We start from the raw sequence: 15,600 nt of genomic DNA on the forward strand, positions 1-15,600 counted from the left end.
GCTTTTTTCTGCTAAAATTCACCATAGTTAATGACAGGAGGTGTCGATATTTGAGAGTAATTGCAGGAAGCGCAAGAAGCCTAAAACTGAAGACTCTTGAGGGGATAGAGACAAGACCGACAACGGACCGGATCAAAGAGACTTTGTTTAATATGATAAGTCCGCAGATGTATGACTGTATTTTCCTTGATTTGTTTGCAGGAAGTGGCGGAATCGGAATAGAGGCTCTCAGCAGGGGAGCAAAAGAAGCAGTATTTGTAGAGAAAAATCCTAAGGCGATGGAATGTGTCAAGGAGAATTTGAAATTCACACGTCTGGAGAAGAAGGGACTTACACTGACAAAGGATGTGATGAACGCATTATATCAGTTGGAAGGTGAAAAGGTTTTTGACTTTGTATTCATGGATCCACCGTATAATATGGGATTTGAGAAAAGAGTTTTGGAATACCTTGCAGGATCGGATCTGATCTATGAAGATACGGTGATCATCGTAGAAGCTTCGTTAGATACAGATTTTGGATATCTTCCAGAATTGGGATATTCTTTGATCAAAGAGAAGAGATATAAGACAAACAAGCATGTATTTATTGAGAAAGCCGGAAAGGAAGAAGTATGTTAAAAGCAATTTATCCGGGAAGTTTTGACCCCGTTACCCGTGGACATTATGATATCATTTGCAGATCTTGTAAAATCGTAGACAAATTAATTGTCGGAGTACTGAATAATAAAGCAAAAATGCCGTTGTTTTCTGTAGAAGAACGTGTTAAAATGTTAAAGGAAGTGACGAAAGATCTGCCGAATGTTGAGATTATACCATTTGATGGATTGCTGGTAGACTTTGCGGAACAGATAGGTGCAGATGTGGTTATCAGGGGATTACGTGCGATTACCGATTTTGAATATGAGCTGCAGATGTCGCAGACGAATCAGAGGATGAAGCCTGATATAGAAACCATGTTTCTGACAACAAGTATAGAATATTCTTACTTAAGTTCGACTACAGTGCGGGAGATTGCCGCTTTTGGGGGAGACGTATCACAGTTTGTGCCGGAAGCCGTCGAGATCGCACTCAGAGAAAAGATGAAAGAAAAAAGGAGAGTGTAACAATGAGCAGCCGTATTGAACAGATCATTGAAGAAATTGAAGAATATATAGACAGAGATTGTAAGTTTCAGCCGTTGTCTACAACAAAGATTATTGTAAATAAGGAACATCTGGATGAGTTGCTTCGCGAACTTCGTATGAAGACACCGGATGAGATCAAACGTTATCAGAAGATTATTGCGAACAGAGATGCGATTCTTGCAGATGCGAAGGCAAAAGCAGATGCAATGATCGAGGAAGCACAGGTTCAGACAACAGAGCTTGTCAGTGAGCATGAGATCATGCAGCAGGCATACGCTCAGGCGAATGAGATCGTAACTCAGGCAACAGCACAGGCACAGGAGATTCTTGATAACGCAACAATGGATGCAAATACAATCCGTGTCGGTGCGATCCAGTATACAGATGATCTTCTTGCGAATGCAGAAAGCATTATCGGACATACTTTGGACAGTTATACAACAAAGTATGACGGATTGATCAATTCTTTACAGGAGTGCTACGATACAGTCCGCTCTAACCGTTCAGAACTTGAAGTTCCATCCGATGACGGATATTATGATGAGAATGGACAGGGAGACCTGAGGTAGTCATTACATTGTATTATAAAAATTTCAGATAGAGAAATGTCAAAAGACTGACTGCCAGTGCGGCGGTCAGTTTTTGTATTATATAAGAAGAAAGTTTAAGTCCTGTACCGGCAATCATGGATTGTGTCTGGGCAACGGAACACCATCCACCAAAAGTGGTGAGTGCGAGAAGCAACGGATAAAGAACCTGGGGTTGGGAAAGACTTTGAGACAGGAGAAGAATTCCGTTTGTCATCTCAAGAGAAGATTTCAGGAGAAGAAAAGCAGGTAAACGAATCGGCAGAAGTTCCAATAATGCAAGAAGTACAGAAAAGATCATCAGGTAACCTCCGACTTTTACAAGCGTTTCTGAACTGTTCAGGATACAGGATTCTAAGACAGAAAAATTCATTTTGTGCGTCAGTGGTTTTGAAAAAATGGAATTCTCCTGTGTGAAAACTTCGGACATTTCCGGGAAAATCCAATCTTTATTTTTGATGAAATGTCTTAGAATCCGTTGAAGAAAGCTTAAGAGGATCATAGTTCCGAAAAGAAGCAGTAAAGCGGGAATGCAGAAAGCTTTCTGATGAATTGTATTTAAAACAAGAAAAGTAATAACGAAAGATGGACTTGCATTATTACAGAAGGACAGCAGGTAAGAAGCTTCTTCAAGAGAAATTTTTCCTTGAAGAAGAAGGTCGGCAATGATTTTTGCGCCCATTGGATAACCGCATAAAAACCCGGACAGAACAGCGAAACTTCCATAGAAAGAAGTTCCAAAGAGCAGATGGAAAGGACGGAAAAGCAGACGGGAGACAATAGCAGCACCGTCTGTTTTCAACAAAAGTCCTGTGACAATAAGATAAGGAAAAAGGGTTGGTATCAGAATCTGATACCAGAGAAGCAGGCCATCACAAGCTCCCCGGAATACAGTTTCAGGAAAGAGCAGCATCGTAAAAAACAGTGAAAGCAGTACGAGAGCCAGAAGCATAGGAAACCTCCTTTTACAAAAATATTCTATGAAAAGAAAAAAGAAACTATACCGGAGCTATGGAAATATGATATAGTTAAATGTAAAGTATTTTGATCTTGATATTGCAAAGGAGCAAACAATAAATATGAATTTACCAAAAGTATTTGAAGAGAAAATGAAGGATCTTCTTGGTTCTGAATATGAAGCATATACGGCATGTTATGATGAACCGCGTCACTATGGTCTGCGCGTGAACACAGCGAAGATTTCTGTGGAAGATTTCTTGAAGATCGCACCTTGGCCGTTAGAGCCGGTTCCGTGGATCCATAATGGATTCTATTATGACGGAGATAATATCCAGCCGTCGAAACATCCATATTATTTCGCAGGACTTTATTATCTGCAGGAGCCAAGTGCCATGACACCGGCAGATCGTCTTCCGGTAGAGCCGGGAGACCGTGTGCTTGATGTCTGTGCAGCACCTGGAGGCAAGGCCACAGAACTTGGGGCAAAGCTTGGAGGAACCGGTGTACTGGCTGCGAATGATCTGAGCAGTTCCAGAGCGAAGGGACTTTTGAAGAATCTTGAATTATTTGGAATCGGAAACGTGCTCATCTTAAGTGAAGAGCCCGGAAAGCTTGTTTCTTATTTCCCAGAGTATTTTGATAAGATTTTGATCGACGCACCTTGTTCCGGGGAAGGCATGTTCCGTAAAGAGAAAAAGATGGTGAAAGCATGGGAAGAACACGGACCGGAGTTTTTTTCAAAGATCCAGAGAAGCATTGTGACACAGGCAGCCCAGATGCTGCGCCCGGGTGGAATGCTGCTTTATTCCACCTGTACATTTTCACCGGAAGAGAATGAACAGACGATTGAATATCTGCTTCAGGAATACCCGGAATTTAAGATCTGTGAGATGGAAGGTTACGAAGGATTTGCAGATGGAATGCCGCAGGTGACAGAAAGCAAGAATCCGGAACTTGAAAAGACGGTTCGTATTTTCCCTCATCGTATGAAGGGAGAAGGACATTTCCTCGCACTTCTTCAAAAGGGTAAAAAACAGGAAGAAGGAAAGAGACTTCCGGAGAGTGGGAAGAACAAGAAGCTTCCGGGAGAATTGGAAGAATTTCTTGGTCATATTGATCGAAAATTCGATTCCTCTCGCATGGATCTGCGTGGAGAGAAAGTATATTATATGCCGGAAGGACTTCCGACACTTCGTGGAATCCGTTTCTTAAGAACAGGCCTACTGATGGGTGAACTGAAGAAGAATCGTTTTGAGCCGAGTCAGGCACTGGCGATGAATCTGAAAAAGGAAGAATATGATCAGGTGATCGATCTTCCATTAGAAGACGAACGCGTTATGAAATATCTGAAAGGCGAGACTTTGGATGTGGAGGATCTTGTGAAGCCGAAAGACAAGGGATGGTATCTGATCTGTGTGGATGGATATCCGCTTGGTTTTGGAAAGCTTGTGAATCAGATGCTTAAGAATAAGTATCTTCCGGGATGGCGGTGGAACTCATGAAACTGAGACTGGATAAATATCTGGCAGACATGGGAATCGGAACACGTACAGAAGTGAAGAAAGCAATCACAAAAGGACAGGTTCGAGTGAATGAAGAGACGGTAAAACGTCCGGAAATCAAGATTGACACAGAAAAAGATCATGTGTTTTACCAGGGACAGATGGTTGCTTATGCAGAATATGAATATTACATGTTAAATAAGCCAGCCGGGGTGGTTTCTGCAACGGAAGATAAGAATGACAGTACTGTATTAGATTTGATTGATGAAAAGCAGAGAAAGGATCTCTTTCCTGTCGGAAGATTAGATAAAGACACAGAGGGACTTTTGCTGATCACAAATGATGGCGAACTTGCACATCAGCTTTTGTCACCGAAGAAGCATGTAGATAAAGTCTATTTCGCCAGAATCGATGGAAAAGTTACGGAAGAAGATGTGAGAAGATTTGCAGAAGGACTTGAAATCGGGGAAGAGAAACCGACACTTCCGGCTCATTTGGAAATTCTGAAAAGAGAAGAGATTTCTGAAATCCGACTGACGATCAGAGAGGGAAAGTTTCATCAGGTGAAACGAATGTTCCATGCAGTCGGAAAAGAGGTTATTTATCTGAAACGTCTGCAGATGGGGAGCCTTGTACTTGATCCGCGGCTTGCATTAGGAGAATATCGGGAATTAACAGGACAGGAACTGGAAGCATTGCGTGACTGTTCATTATTACGTTAAACAGGGAGAAAGCATGAAAGGAAATTTTTTACCAATTACCAGAGAAGAGATGAAAGAGAGAGGATGGGATCAGGTAGATTTTGTCTATGTATCAGGAGATGCCTATGTCGATCATCCATCTTTTGGTCACGCAATCATTACACGTCTTCTGGAATCCAGAGGATATCGTGTTGGGATCATTGCACAGCCGGACTGGCGTAAGCCGGAGAGCGTGCAGGTGTTCGGAGAACCAAGACTTGGATTTCTTGTCTCTGCAGGAAATATGGATTCTATGGTAAATCATTATTCTGTATCCAAAAAGAGAAGAAAGACAGACGCCTATACGCCGGGCGGCGAGATGGGAAAACGACCGGACTATGCCTGCGTAGTATATGGAAATCTCATTCGTCAGACTTATAAAAAGACACCGATCATTTTGGGCGGTATCGAAGCAAGTCTTCGAAGAATGGCACACTATGATTACTGGTCAGACAAGCTGAAACGTTCTGTACTGCTCGATTCGGGTGCAGATGTGATTTCTTATGGAATGGGAGAACATTCGATCATAGAGCTTGCAGAAGCACTGGATGCCGGGATACCGGTTGAGGATATCACGTATATAGCCGGTACGGTTGTAAAAGCAAAAACATTAGACAGTATTTATGATGCGGAAATCCTTCCGTCCTTTGAAGACCTCAAAGTGGACAAGATGAATTATGCCCGCAGCTTTTACACACAGTATCTGAATACGGATGCATTTAACGGAAAACGTCTTGTAGAACCATATTCTGATCATCTGTATGTAGTACAGAATCCGCCGGCGGCACCATTGACACAGATGGAGATGGATGATGTTTACTCTCTTCCTTATCAGAGGACTTACCATCCGTCTTACGAGGCAAAAGGCGGAGTTCCTGCAATCAAGGAGATTAAATTCAGTCTGATCAGCAACAGAGGATGTTTTGGAGGATGCAGTTTTTGCGCATTGACGTTCCATCAGGGAAGAATTGTCCAGGTAAGAAGTCATGAATCTCTGATTGAAGAAGCAAAAGAAATTACAAAAGATAAGGACTTTAAAGGATATATTCATGATGTTGGCGGTCCGACAGCAAATTTCCGGCATCCATCCTGCAAAAAGCAGATGGAGCATGGCGTTTGTAAAACGCGTCAGTGTCTGTTCCCGTCCCCGTGTAAGAATCTGGACGCAGATCACAGAGATTATGTCAGTCTGTTGAGAAAGTTGAGAGATATTCCAAAAGTTAAGAAGGTGTTTATCCGTTCAGGAATCCGCTTTGATTATCTGCTCGCAGATAAGAAGCAGGAGTTTTTAAGAGAGTTGTGTGAATATCATGTCAGTGGACAGTTGAAGGTAGCACCGGAGCATGTGGCAGGGCCTGTCCTGTCTCTGATGGGAAAACCAGAGCACAAAGTCTATGAAGAGTTTACAAGACAGTTTTATAAGATGAATGAGAAAATCGGGAAAGAACAGTATCTGGTTCCGTATCTGATGTCCTCCCACCCTGGTTCTACTCTGAAGGAAGCGGTAGAACTTGCAGAGTACTGTCGTGATCTTGGCTATATGCCGGAGCAGGTGCAGGATTTCTATCCGACACCATCAACTCTTTCCACCTGTATGTATTATACCGGGGTAGATCCGAGAACGATGCAGAAGGTTTATGTTCCGAAGAGTCCGCATGAGAAGGCAATGCAGAGAGCGTTGATCCAATATCGTAATCCGGAGCTGTATGATCTGGTGATTGAAGCACTTCATAAATCAGGAAGATCTGATCTGATCGGATTCGGACCGAAATGTCTTGTGAGACCGAGACAGATGCGTGGTTCAGGAAATGATAAAAAAGCCGGCAGAAAGGAACCGAAAAAAGGATCAAAAGGTTCGAATGGTCAGAAAAGACAAAACAATTCTGAACACAGAGGAAGAGTTGAAGGGAAGAATAAGAAGAAATCCATCAGAAATGTTCATTCTAAGAAGAATAGAAAATAGGTACATTTAAGTATCTGACAGACAGGATTCAAGAAAGGAAGCAGGATGAAAATTGCAATCGTAACCGGAGCATCTTCGGGAATGGGAAGAGAATTTGTACGTCAGCTTGGATATTTTTATAAAAATCTGGATGAGATCTGGGTGATCGCCAGGCGCAAAGAGCGTCTGGAAACGCTTGCGAAAGAAAGTAGAGTTCCTCTTCGGATTTTTGCAGGTGACCTTCAGAAGAAAAAGGTATATAAGGAATTGAGAGATGCACTTGAGAAAGAACAGCCGGATTTACGAATGCTTGTAAATTCAGCAGGATTTGGCAAGTCAGGAAGTGTAGAAGAGATTTTGTCTGAAAAATTCCGGATCCAGACAGATATGGTGGATGTAAACTGCCGGTCTCTTACAAGAATGACATTGCTGTGTCTGCCATTTCTGCGTGCTGGCAGCAGGATCGTCAATCTTGCGTCCGCATCTGCATTTTGCCCACAACCGTATTTCTCAGTATATGCGGCAACGAAGTCTTATGTCTTAAGCTTCTCCAGATCATTGGGAGAAGAACTGAGAAAAAAAGGAATTGTCGTTACAGCAGTCTGCCCGGGTCCGGTTGATACGGAGTTCTTCGAGTTTTCCGGGAAACCGCAGAATATCTTGAAGAAACTGACAATGGCGAAGGCAGACAGAGTGGTTCATCAGGCGTTGAAGGACTGCAGATCCGGGAAATCAGTCTCCGTTTATGGAATCCCAATGAAATTAACTTACTTTGGAACAAAACTGCTGCCGCATGGATTTCTCGTGCGTATGCAGCAAATATGAATTTAGAATAGGATGAAAAATGAAGAAAATACAAAAAGGAAAACCAGGTTATTTGAATTATAAAAGAAAAGTGGAGATTTTAAGAACGGTTATTTATTTTGCAATCGTTCTGGCAATTTTTGCTCTTGGTTACTGGCAGACACATACGAGGCTGAATCTTCTGACAGTTGTTGCTATCCTTGGATGTCTTCCGGCATCAAAGGCACTTGTAGGTGTGATCGCACGTTATCCATATCAATCAATTGAACTGTCACAGGCGAAGGAAATCGCAGGAAAATCAAAACATTTAACAGTTTGTTATGATCTTATAATTACAAGCAAAGAGCATATCATGCCAACAGACTGTATCGTAATTTCGGGACACAACATTTACGGATACACACATTATGAGAAAGTAAATACAGATGAACTTGGAAAGCATATCAAGACAATCCTTGCGCAGAATCAGTACACAGGTTTTACTGTTAAGATCTTAAATCAGTATACACCGTTTCTGGCCCGCGTGGAGGGACTTGAAAATATTGCTGTAGTAGAGCAGGAAGATACGAAAGCAAGAGAACAGGAAATCCGTAATCTTATTCTGAATATATCAATGTAAAGAGGAAAAGACGATGAGAGAGATCAGCATCCAGAAAAATGAGGCAGGACAGCGCATGGATAAATTCCTTGCAAAGTATCTCAATAAAGCGCCAAAAAGTTTTTTCTATAAGATGATGAGAAAAAAGAATATTACCCTGAATGGAAAAAAAGCAGTTGGAAATGAACAGCTGAAACAGGGGGATGTGATTAAGTTATTTCTTGCGGAAGAGACGATTGAGAACTTTATCGATCATTCACAGTTTTCGAAGAAAAAAGCGTCCTCTGCAAGAAAACAGACAGCGGGAAAGAAGGTACAGTTAGATATCTTATATGAAGATGAGGCTGCTGTATTTATCAATAAACCGGTCGGAATGCTCTCCCAGAAGGCATCCCCGACGGATACTTCTCTTGTGGAGTATTTTATTGATTATCTGTTGGAAAATGGGAAAATCACGGAAGAAGAACTGCATACATTTCATCCATCTGTCTGTAACCGTTTAGACAGAAATACAAGCGGAATCGTGGCAGCAGGAAAAACACTGCAGGCATTACAGGGATTAAGCGAGATGTTCCGTGACCGTACACTTAAGAAATATTATCTTTGCCTGGTAAAAGGGCAGGTAAAAGAGAATCAGAGGATTCATGGTTATCTCGTCAAGAATGAAAAGACAAATAAAGTTACGGTGAGTCAGAAAAAGCCGGCTGAACAGACAAAAGATGGGAAAGAAGCATCAGCGATCGATACCGAATACAAGGTGCTTGCACGAAATAGAGAAACAACACTTCTTGAAGTGCATCTGATCACCGGTAAGACACACCAGATCCGTGCACATCTGGCATCCATCGGCCATCCGATCGCAGGGGATTACAAATACGGGAACCGGTCATTTAACGATGTTTTGAAAAAGGAATACGGACTTCGTTCCCAGCTTCTGCATGCTTACCGTCTGGAATTCCCGGAGAATTGCGAGGGAGATATCAAACAGCTTTCAGGAAAGATCATCAAAGCACCTGTCCCGGCCTTATTTGAACAAATCTGTAAAGCGCAGGGAGTGATGTGAGATGGCAACATGGAACTCGAGAGGACTTAGAGGTTCGACACTGGAGGAATTTATCAATCATTCGAATGAAAGATACAGTGAGATGGGACTTGCACTGATGCAGAAAATCTCGACACCGATCACTCCGGTACGTATGGATAAAGACCACAGACAGATCACACTTGCGTATTTCGACAAAGCAAGTACGGTAGACTATATCGGAGCAGTGCAGGGAATCCCGGTCTGTTTTGATGCGAAAGAGTGTAATGTAGATACCTTCCCACTTCAGAATGTACATGAGCATCAGATGGACTTTATGGAAAAGTTTGAACGGCAGGGCGGGATTGCCTTTTTTCTGATCTATTATACAGCAAGAAATGAGCTTTATTATATGCAGTATACACAGATCCGTAAGTTTTGGGACCGCGCGCAGAGTGGGGGACGCAAGAGTGTCCGGCTGGAAGAATTAGATCCTGAATGGTTTTTTCAACTGAAAAATGGCTATTTTGTGCCGTATCTGGATTTAATTCAGAAAGATTTGGAAACGAGGGATTGACAGAATCCTACAAAGTCCGTATAATTACAAACAGGTTTTAACGTGGTAGCACACTAAAGTGAAAAACCAAGAAAAGACAGGAAGGTGAACGAGATATGGAGCAGAAGTTACATACCCCGGAAGGCGTTCGGGATATTTATAATAGAGAATGTGCCATTAAACTGGCATTGCAGAAAAAGCTGAATACTGTATTGCATTTATATGGATATCAGGACATACAGACACCGACATTTGAATATTTTGATGTATTCCGCAAGGAGATCGGTTCGACATCGATTAGAGATCTTTATAAATTCTTTGATAGAGAGGGGAATATTCTGGCGTTGCGCCCGGATATTACACCGTCCATTGCAAGAGCAGTGGCAACACTGTTTGAGACAGAGAATTTCCCAATTCGTCTGTGTTATGCCGGAAATACATTTATCAATCATTCCAGTTATCGTGGACGCCTGAAAGAAAATACACAGCTTGGTGCAGAGCTGATCGGTGTGGATTCTATCGAGGCAGATGCAGAAATGCTCGCAATGGTTGTGGACGGACTTAAGAAAACCGGACTAAAGGAATTCCAGGTAAGTATCGGACATGTTGATTTTATTCAGAGTCTTTTCGAGGCAACGAATCTGGAAGACGAACAAAAAGAAGAGATCCGTACATTGATTGCGAACAGAAACTTCTTTGGTGTGGAAGAGATTCTCGATCATTATGAGATTGCCGATCAGGTGAAAGAAGCGTTTCATCAGCTTCCGGAACTGACAGGTGGACCGGAGATCCTTGCAGATGCAGGACGCATTGCGCCGGGTGAAGCAGCAAGACTTGCGGTAGAACGTCTTCGCCAGATTTATGATCTGCTGAAAATTTACGGAGTAGAGGATCATGTAACTTTTGATCTGAGCATGAGCGGAAGTTATGGATATTATACAGGAATCATTTTCCGTGCCTATACTTATGGTACCGGAGATGCAGTTGTACGTGGAGGACGTTACGACCACCTTCTTGAGAAGTTTGGAAAGAAGACACCGTCGATCGGATTCGCAATCATTCTGGATGAACTTATGAGTGCACTGGATCGTCAGAAGATCAAAGTAGAGACAGGACACCGTAATCTGCTTGTTTATACGGATGCAACGGAACAGTGGGCAATTTCTCTTGCGAGGTCATTTCGTGCAAAAGGAAAAAATGTCGAGATGATGAAGAGAAACTCCTGGGATGAAAGAGAGACTTTTGAAGCGTATGGAAAGCGTTCTTCTGTTGCAAGTATGCTTTACTTAAGAGAGGACCGGAAGATTGAAGTGATCAATCTTCAGACAGGAGAAGAGAAGCTGGTCAATACAAAAAAGAAAACAAAGCAGCAATAAAGGAGCAGATCAATGAGATATTTAACATTTGCCCTTACAAAGGGAAGACTTGCAAAGAAGACACTGGAGATGCTGGAGCGTCTTGGAATCACATGCGAGGAAATGAAAGATAAGGATTCCAGAAAGCTGATTTTTGTAAATGAAGAACTGGGATTGAAATTCTTTCTCGCAAAAGGACCGGATGTGCCGACTTATGTAGAGTACGGAGCAGCAGATATTGGAGTTGTCGGAAAAGATACGATTATCGAAGAGGGACGTAAAGTCCATGAAGTCCTGGATCTTGGATTCGGAAAATGCAGGATGTGTGTGTGTGGATATGAAGAGGCAGCAGAAAAACTGAAACATCATGAACTGATCCGTGTGGCAACGAAATATCCGAATATCGCGAAAGATTATTTCTACAACAAGAAACATCAGACAGTAGAAATTGTGAAATTAAACGGTTCGATCGAACTTGCACCGATTGTTGGCTTATCTGAAGTCATCGTAGATATCGTAGAAACCGGTTCTACATTGAAAGAAAACGGACTGGTCGTACTTGAAGAAGTGTGCCCGCTGTCAGCGCGAATGATCGTCAATCCGGTCAGCATGCGAATGGAAAATGACAGAATCAAAGAGCTGATCACAAATTTAAGAAATCTTCTGAGGGAGGAATAGACAAATGCGTATAGAGAAACTGAATGAGAATACGAAGAAGAATCTTCTGGATGACCTTTTAAAGAGAAGCCCGAATAACTATGGGAAGTTTGAAGCAAGTGTTCAGGAAATATTGAATGCGGTGAAAGAAAAGGGAGACGAGGCTGTATTTGAATATACAGAGAAATTTGATGGAGTCAGACTGGACGCAGAGCATCTTCTTGTAACGGAAGAAGAGATCGCAGAAGCATATGAGCAGGTAGATGATGAACTGATCGCTATTATCAGAAAAGCACTGGTGAATATCAGAGACTATCACCAGAAACAGATGCAGTACAGCTGGTTTGACAGTAAACCGGACGGAACAATTCTTGGACAGAAAGTGACAGCACTCCAGAGAGTCGGCGTTTATGTGCCGGGTGGAAAGGCAGCTTACCCATCTTCTGTACTTATGAATATCATGCCGGCGAAGGTTGCAGGTGTAGATGAGATCATCATGGTAACACCTCCAGGAAAAGATGGAAAGGTAACTCCGACAACACTGGTTGCGGCAAAAGAGGCCGGTGCAGATAAAGTTTACAAGGTTGGTGGAGCTCAGGCAATTGCAGCACTTGCATATGGAACAGAGTCTATTCCGAAGGTAGATAAGATCGTAGGACCTGGAAATATCTACGTAGCTCTTGCTAAGAAAGCGGTTTATGGATTCGTAAGCATTGATTCAATCGCAGGACCAAGTGAGATCCTTGTTCTTGCTGATGAGACGGCAAATCCACGTTTCGTGGCAGCAGATCTTCTGTCTCAGGCAGAGCATGACGAGATGGCATCTGCAATTCTGGTTACAACAAGTATGGAACTTGCAGAGAAAGTATCTGCACAGACAGATGCATTTGTAAAAGAGCTTTCCAGAGGCGAGATCATTCAGAAATCCCTGGATAATTATGGACATATTCTCGTTGCAGAGACAATGGAGGATGCAATCGATGCAGCAAATTCTATTGCTTCCGAACATCTTGAGATCGTGACAGCGAATCCGTTTGAGGTGATGACAAAGATCCGTAATGCCGGAGCTATCTTCATCGGAGAATATTCCAGTGAGCCGCTCGGAGATTATTTTGCAGGACCGAACCATGTCCTTCCGACAAACGGAACAGCAAAATTCTTCTCACCGCTATCTGTAGATGATTTTATTAAAAAATCAAGCATTATTTCTTACTCAAGAAATGCACTTGAGAAGATCCACACAGATATCGAGAAATTTGCAGAGGCAGAACATCTGACAGCACATGCAAATTCAATCAAAGTAAGATTTGAAAAATAAGAGAAAAGGAGCTGTGAGTGTGATGCAGAACAGAATCGGAAGCTGCAAAAGAAAGACAAAAGAGACAGATATTGAACTGACGATCAATCTGGATGGACAGGGAAAGAATCAGATTGATACAGGAATTCCGTTTTTTGATCATATGCTGGATGGATTTGCAAGACATGGATTATTTGATTTAAATGTTAAGGTGCGTGGGGATCTTGAAGTGGATTCCCATCACACGATCGAAGATACAGGAATCGTACTGGGACAGGCAATCGCACAGGCACTTGGAGATAAGGCCGGAATTAAGCGATACGGATATTTTGTACTGCCAATGGATGAGGTTCTTGCTCTTGGAGCAGTTGACCTTTCCGGCAGACCGTATCTGAACTTTCAGGCAGATTTTACAGTACCGGCGCTTGGAACAATGGATACAGAGATGGTGCGTGAATTTTTCTATGCAGTTTCCTATAGTGCTGCAATGAACCTGCACCTTAAGATCCTTGATGCAGGGAATAATCATCATATGGCAGAGGCTTTATTTAAAGCATTCGGAAAGGCTCTGGATATGGCGGTATCAGAAGAGCCAAGAATAAAAGAAGTATGGTCTACAAAGGGAAGCCTTTAACGGCGTGACAGAAGGAGTAAGAAGAAATTATGTATAAAAGACTGACCCCTTGTATTTTTATAGAAAGAGGGAAAGCGGTGCAGTGGTTCGATGACAGAACTGTGATCGCAGATGATGTGATGGAACTTGCACGCCACTACAATGAAAGAGGAGCGGATGAACTGATCATTTTCGATCTGTCAGACTCAGATGAAGAACATGATGAGACGATCAACCTCCTCAAACAGATCAACCGTGCAATCAGTATTCCAATGGTTGTCGGAGGAAACATCAGACGTGCAGAAGATGTGAAGAAGATTCTTTATGCCGGAGCAAAACGTGCAATGCTGAATTTCTCCAAAGCACTTTCCATTGAATTAATCGAGGAAGTATCCAAGCGTTTTGGAAAAGAGAGAATCGCTGTATCATTAAATGATTTCGATGCATTGTTTAAACAGCAGCATCTGATCGAAGCATATAGTACAGAGATGATATTTATGCATCGCCTGGATCTGAATTCTGTTGTAAATGTTACAGAAACGCAGTGTGTTGTTGTCACGGATACGATGGATGAAAACGAGATCCTTAATATTTTAAAGAGTGATGGTGTAAAAGGTATATCAGGAAGATTCATCAGTCGTTTGGATATGGACTTTAACAAATTTAAAGAAGTTTGTGCAGAAAATGGAATTCAAATGACTTCTTTTGAAAGCCAGATGGATTTCGGTGAGTTTAAATTGAATTCAGACGGATTAATTCCAGTGATTGTTCAGGATTATAAGACAAATGAAGTCTTAATGATGGCATATATGAACGAGGAAGCATTTGAGCATACTGTGAAAACCGGGCGCATGACTTACTATAGCAGAAGCAGAAAATGCCAGTGGATCAAAGGTGAGACATCCGGGCATTTCCAGTATGTGAAATCTCTTGCAATCGACTGTGACAGAGATACGATGCTTGCAAAGGTAGAACAGATCGGAGCAGCATGCCATACGGGAAACCGCTCCTGTTTCTATACAACAATTGTTGGAAATGATTACGATGCCAAGAATCCGGTTCAGATTTTTGAGTCTGTATATCAGACAATTGCGGATAGAAAAGAGAATCCAAAAGAAGGTTCCTATACGAACTATCTTTTTGAAAAAGGTTTGGATAAGATCCTGAAAAAGGTTGGAGAAGAGGCGACAGAAGTTGTGATCGCTGCAAAAAATCCAAATGTCGAGGAAGTGAAGTATGAATTATCTGATTTCCTTTATCATGCAATGGTTCTCATGGTAGAAAAAGGGATTACCTGGGAAGATATTACAGGAGAACTGGCTGACCGGTAGAAAACGCTGTATCAGATTTTCCTGGAAGAATAAAGCAGAAGAAACTTTCATAAACTAGAAAAAAAGAAGATGGAGAGGATCTTTCGTGCAGGAAAAAGAATCAGAAGTCCGTAGGCGTAGATTGTGGGAAGAAAATCGCAGACGACAGCGGAATACCGGTATGATAACACCGGCAATTCATCCAAGATATGGTCGTTTATATCGGGAATTATATCCAGATGGTCTGGAGCAAAGTGCAGGAAATGGAGCAGAAGATCTGGATAAGAAAGAAAATAGCAGAGGAAGCTTTACTACCAGATTGATCCTGTCCACTTTTCTGTTTCTTGTGTTTCTTTATGTCAGTCAGAACAGTGTAGAACTTCAAGGGATAAGTAGCCATGAGATTATAGAGAAGATTCAGGAAAACCATGATATTTTCTTGATAGACTAAAAGTGTAATCTTGACACGGAAACAGTAGGTTGATAAAATATTATTGACGTTTATTTTATAGTATATGAGAGGCGTTGATTG

17 protein-coding genes are annotated in these 15,600 nt (G+C 42.0%); 16 read left to right on the forward strand and 1 reads right to left on the reverse strand.

Going from position 1 to position 15,600, the window contains the following annotated elements; translation table 11 throughout:
• Positions 1-23 precede the first annotated feature (23 nt).
• From rsmD to LI162_RS07435, 3 genes are read left to right on the forward strand one after another with little or no spacing between them, the layout of a single operon-like run.
• Entirely contained in the window at positions 24-620 is a 597-nt protein-coding gene (gene rsmD, locus LI162_RS07425) for a 16S rRNA (guanine(966)-N(2))-methyltransferase RsmD (RefSeq protein WP_081016831.1), read from the forward strand.
• Positions 614-1,105 carry a pantetheine-phosphate adenylyltransferase gene (gene coaD / locus LI162_RS07430; RefSeq protein ID WP_015529165.1) on the forward strand — a complete coding sequence of 164 codons (492 nt, stop codon included), beginning with the start codon at positions 614-616 and terminating at the stop codon, positions 1,103-1,105. Before rsmD ends, coaD begins: the two co-directional genes overlap by 7 nt.
• Positions 1,106-1,107: 2 nt before the next feature.
• Entirely contained in the window at positions 1,108-1,695 is a 588-nt protein-coding gene (locus LI162_RS07435) for a hypothetical protein (protein WP_015529166.1), read from the forward strand.
• A gap of 13 nt (positions 1,696-1,708) precedes the next feature.
• On the opposite strand, the gene LI162_RS07440 is transcribed toward LI162_RS07435, so the two are convergent.
• Positions 1,709-2,665 (reverse strand): transporter, encoded by a 957-nt coding sequence (locus tag LI162_RS07440; protein WP_227156188.1) that lies wholly within the window; start codon positions 2,663-2,665, stop codon positions 1,709-1,711.
• Positions 2,666-2,792: 127 nt separating this feature from the next.
• On the opposite strand from LI162_RS07440, the gene LI162_RS07445 reads away from it, so the two are divergent.
• From LI162_RS07445 to LI162_RS07505, 13 genes are all read left to right on the forward strand, one after another.
• Positions 2,793-4,175: an RsmF rRNA methyltransferase first C-terminal domain-containing protein gene (locus tag LI162_RS07445; protein WP_227156190.1), complete on the forward strand. Its 1,383-nt coding sequence runs from the start codon at positions 2,793-2,795 to the stop codon at positions 4,173-4,175.
• Positions 4,172-4,897 carry a pseudouridine synthase gene (locus LI162_RS07450; RefSeq protein WP_117497655.1) on the forward strand — a complete coding sequence of 242 codons (726 nt, stop codon included), beginning with the start codon at positions 4,172-4,174 and terminating at the stop codon, positions 4,895-4,897. The genes LI162_RS07445 and LI162_RS07450 overlap by 4 nt, the downstream gene beginning before the upstream one ends.
• Positions 4,898-4,910: 13 nt before the next feature.
• Positions 4,911-6,878, forward strand: a complete 1,968-nt coding sequence (locus LI162_RS07455) for a YgiQ family radical SAM protein (RefSeq protein WP_227156192.1) — start codon at positions 4,911-4,913, stop codon at positions 6,876-6,878.
• A gap of 45 nt (positions 6,879-6,923) precedes the next feature.
• On the forward strand, positions 6,924-7,682 hold the full coding sequence (locus LI162_RS07460) for an SDR family NAD(P)-dependent oxidoreductase (protein ID WP_117539854.1): 759 nt from the start codon (positions 6,924-6,926) through the stop codon (positions 7,680-7,682).
• Between the two features lie 19 nt (positions 7,683-7,701).
• On the forward strand, positions 7,702-8,280 hold the full coding sequence (locus LI162_RS07465) for a hypothetical protein (RefSeq protein WP_020436638.1): 579 nt from the start codon (positions 7,702-7,704) through the stop codon (positions 8,278-8,280).
• 13 nt (positions 8,281-8,293) lie between these two features.
• A complete protein-coding gene (locus LI162_RS07470; RefSeq protein WP_020436639.1) occupies positions 8,294-9,322 on the forward strand; it encodes an RluA family pseudouridine synthase in 1,029 nt (342 codons plus the stop codon).
• Position 9,323: 1 nt separating this feature from the next.
• On the forward strand, positions 9,324-9,857 hold the full coding sequence (locus LI162_RS07475; RefSeq protein WP_055157616.1) for a Holliday junction resolvase RecU: 534 nt from the start codon (positions 9,324-9,326) through the stop codon (positions 9,855-9,857).
• Between the two features lie 95 nt (positions 9,858-9,952).
• Positions 9,953-11,212: an ATP phosphoribosyltransferase regulatory subunit gene (gene hisZ / locus LI162_RS07480; protein ID WP_020436641.1), complete on the forward strand. Its 1,260-nt coding sequence runs from the start codon at positions 9,953-9,955 to the stop codon at positions 11,210-11,212.
• 12 nt (positions 11,213-11,224) lie between these two features.
• Entirely contained in the window at positions 11,225-11,869 is a 645-nt protein-coding gene (gene hisG, locus LI162_RS07485) for an ATP phosphoribosyltransferase (protein ID WP_015529174.1), read from the forward strand.
• A 4-nt stretch (positions 11,870-11,873) separates the two neighbouring features.
• Positions 11,874-13,166 (forward strand): histidinol dehydrogenase, encoded by a 1,293-nt coding sequence (hisD, locus tag LI162_RS07490; RefSeq protein WP_020436642.1) that lies wholly within the window; start codon positions 11,874-11,876, stop codon positions 13,164-13,166.
• 22 nt (positions 13,167-13,188) lie between these two features.
• On the forward strand, positions 13,189-13,779 hold the full coding sequence (gene hisB / locus LI162_RS07495; protein ID WP_020436643.1) for an imidazoleglycerol-phosphate dehydratase HisB: 591 nt from the start codon (positions 13,189-13,191) through the stop codon (positions 13,777-13,779).
• 26 nt (positions 13,780-13,805) lie between these two features.
• Entirely contained in the window at positions 13,806-15,089 is a 1,284-nt protein-coding gene (gene hisIE, locus LI162_RS07500) for a bifunctional phosphoribosyl-AMP cyclohydrolase/phosphoribosyl-ATP diphosphatase HisIE (protein ID WP_081016830.1), read from the forward strand.
• A gap of 85 nt (positions 15,090-15,174) precedes the next feature.
• A complete protein-coding gene (locus tag LI162_RS07505) occupies positions 15,175-15,519 on the forward strand; it encodes a hypothetical protein (RefSeq protein ID WP_020436645.1) in 345 nt (114 codons plus the stop codon).
• The last annotated feature ends 81 nt before the right edge of the window (positions 15,520-15,600 follow it).

Source organism: Mediterraneibacter sp. 210702-DFI.3.120 (assembly GCF_020561005.1).
Lineage (GTDB): Bacteria > Bacillota > Clostridia > Lachnospirales > Lachnospiraceae > Mediterraneibacter > Mediterraneibacter faecis.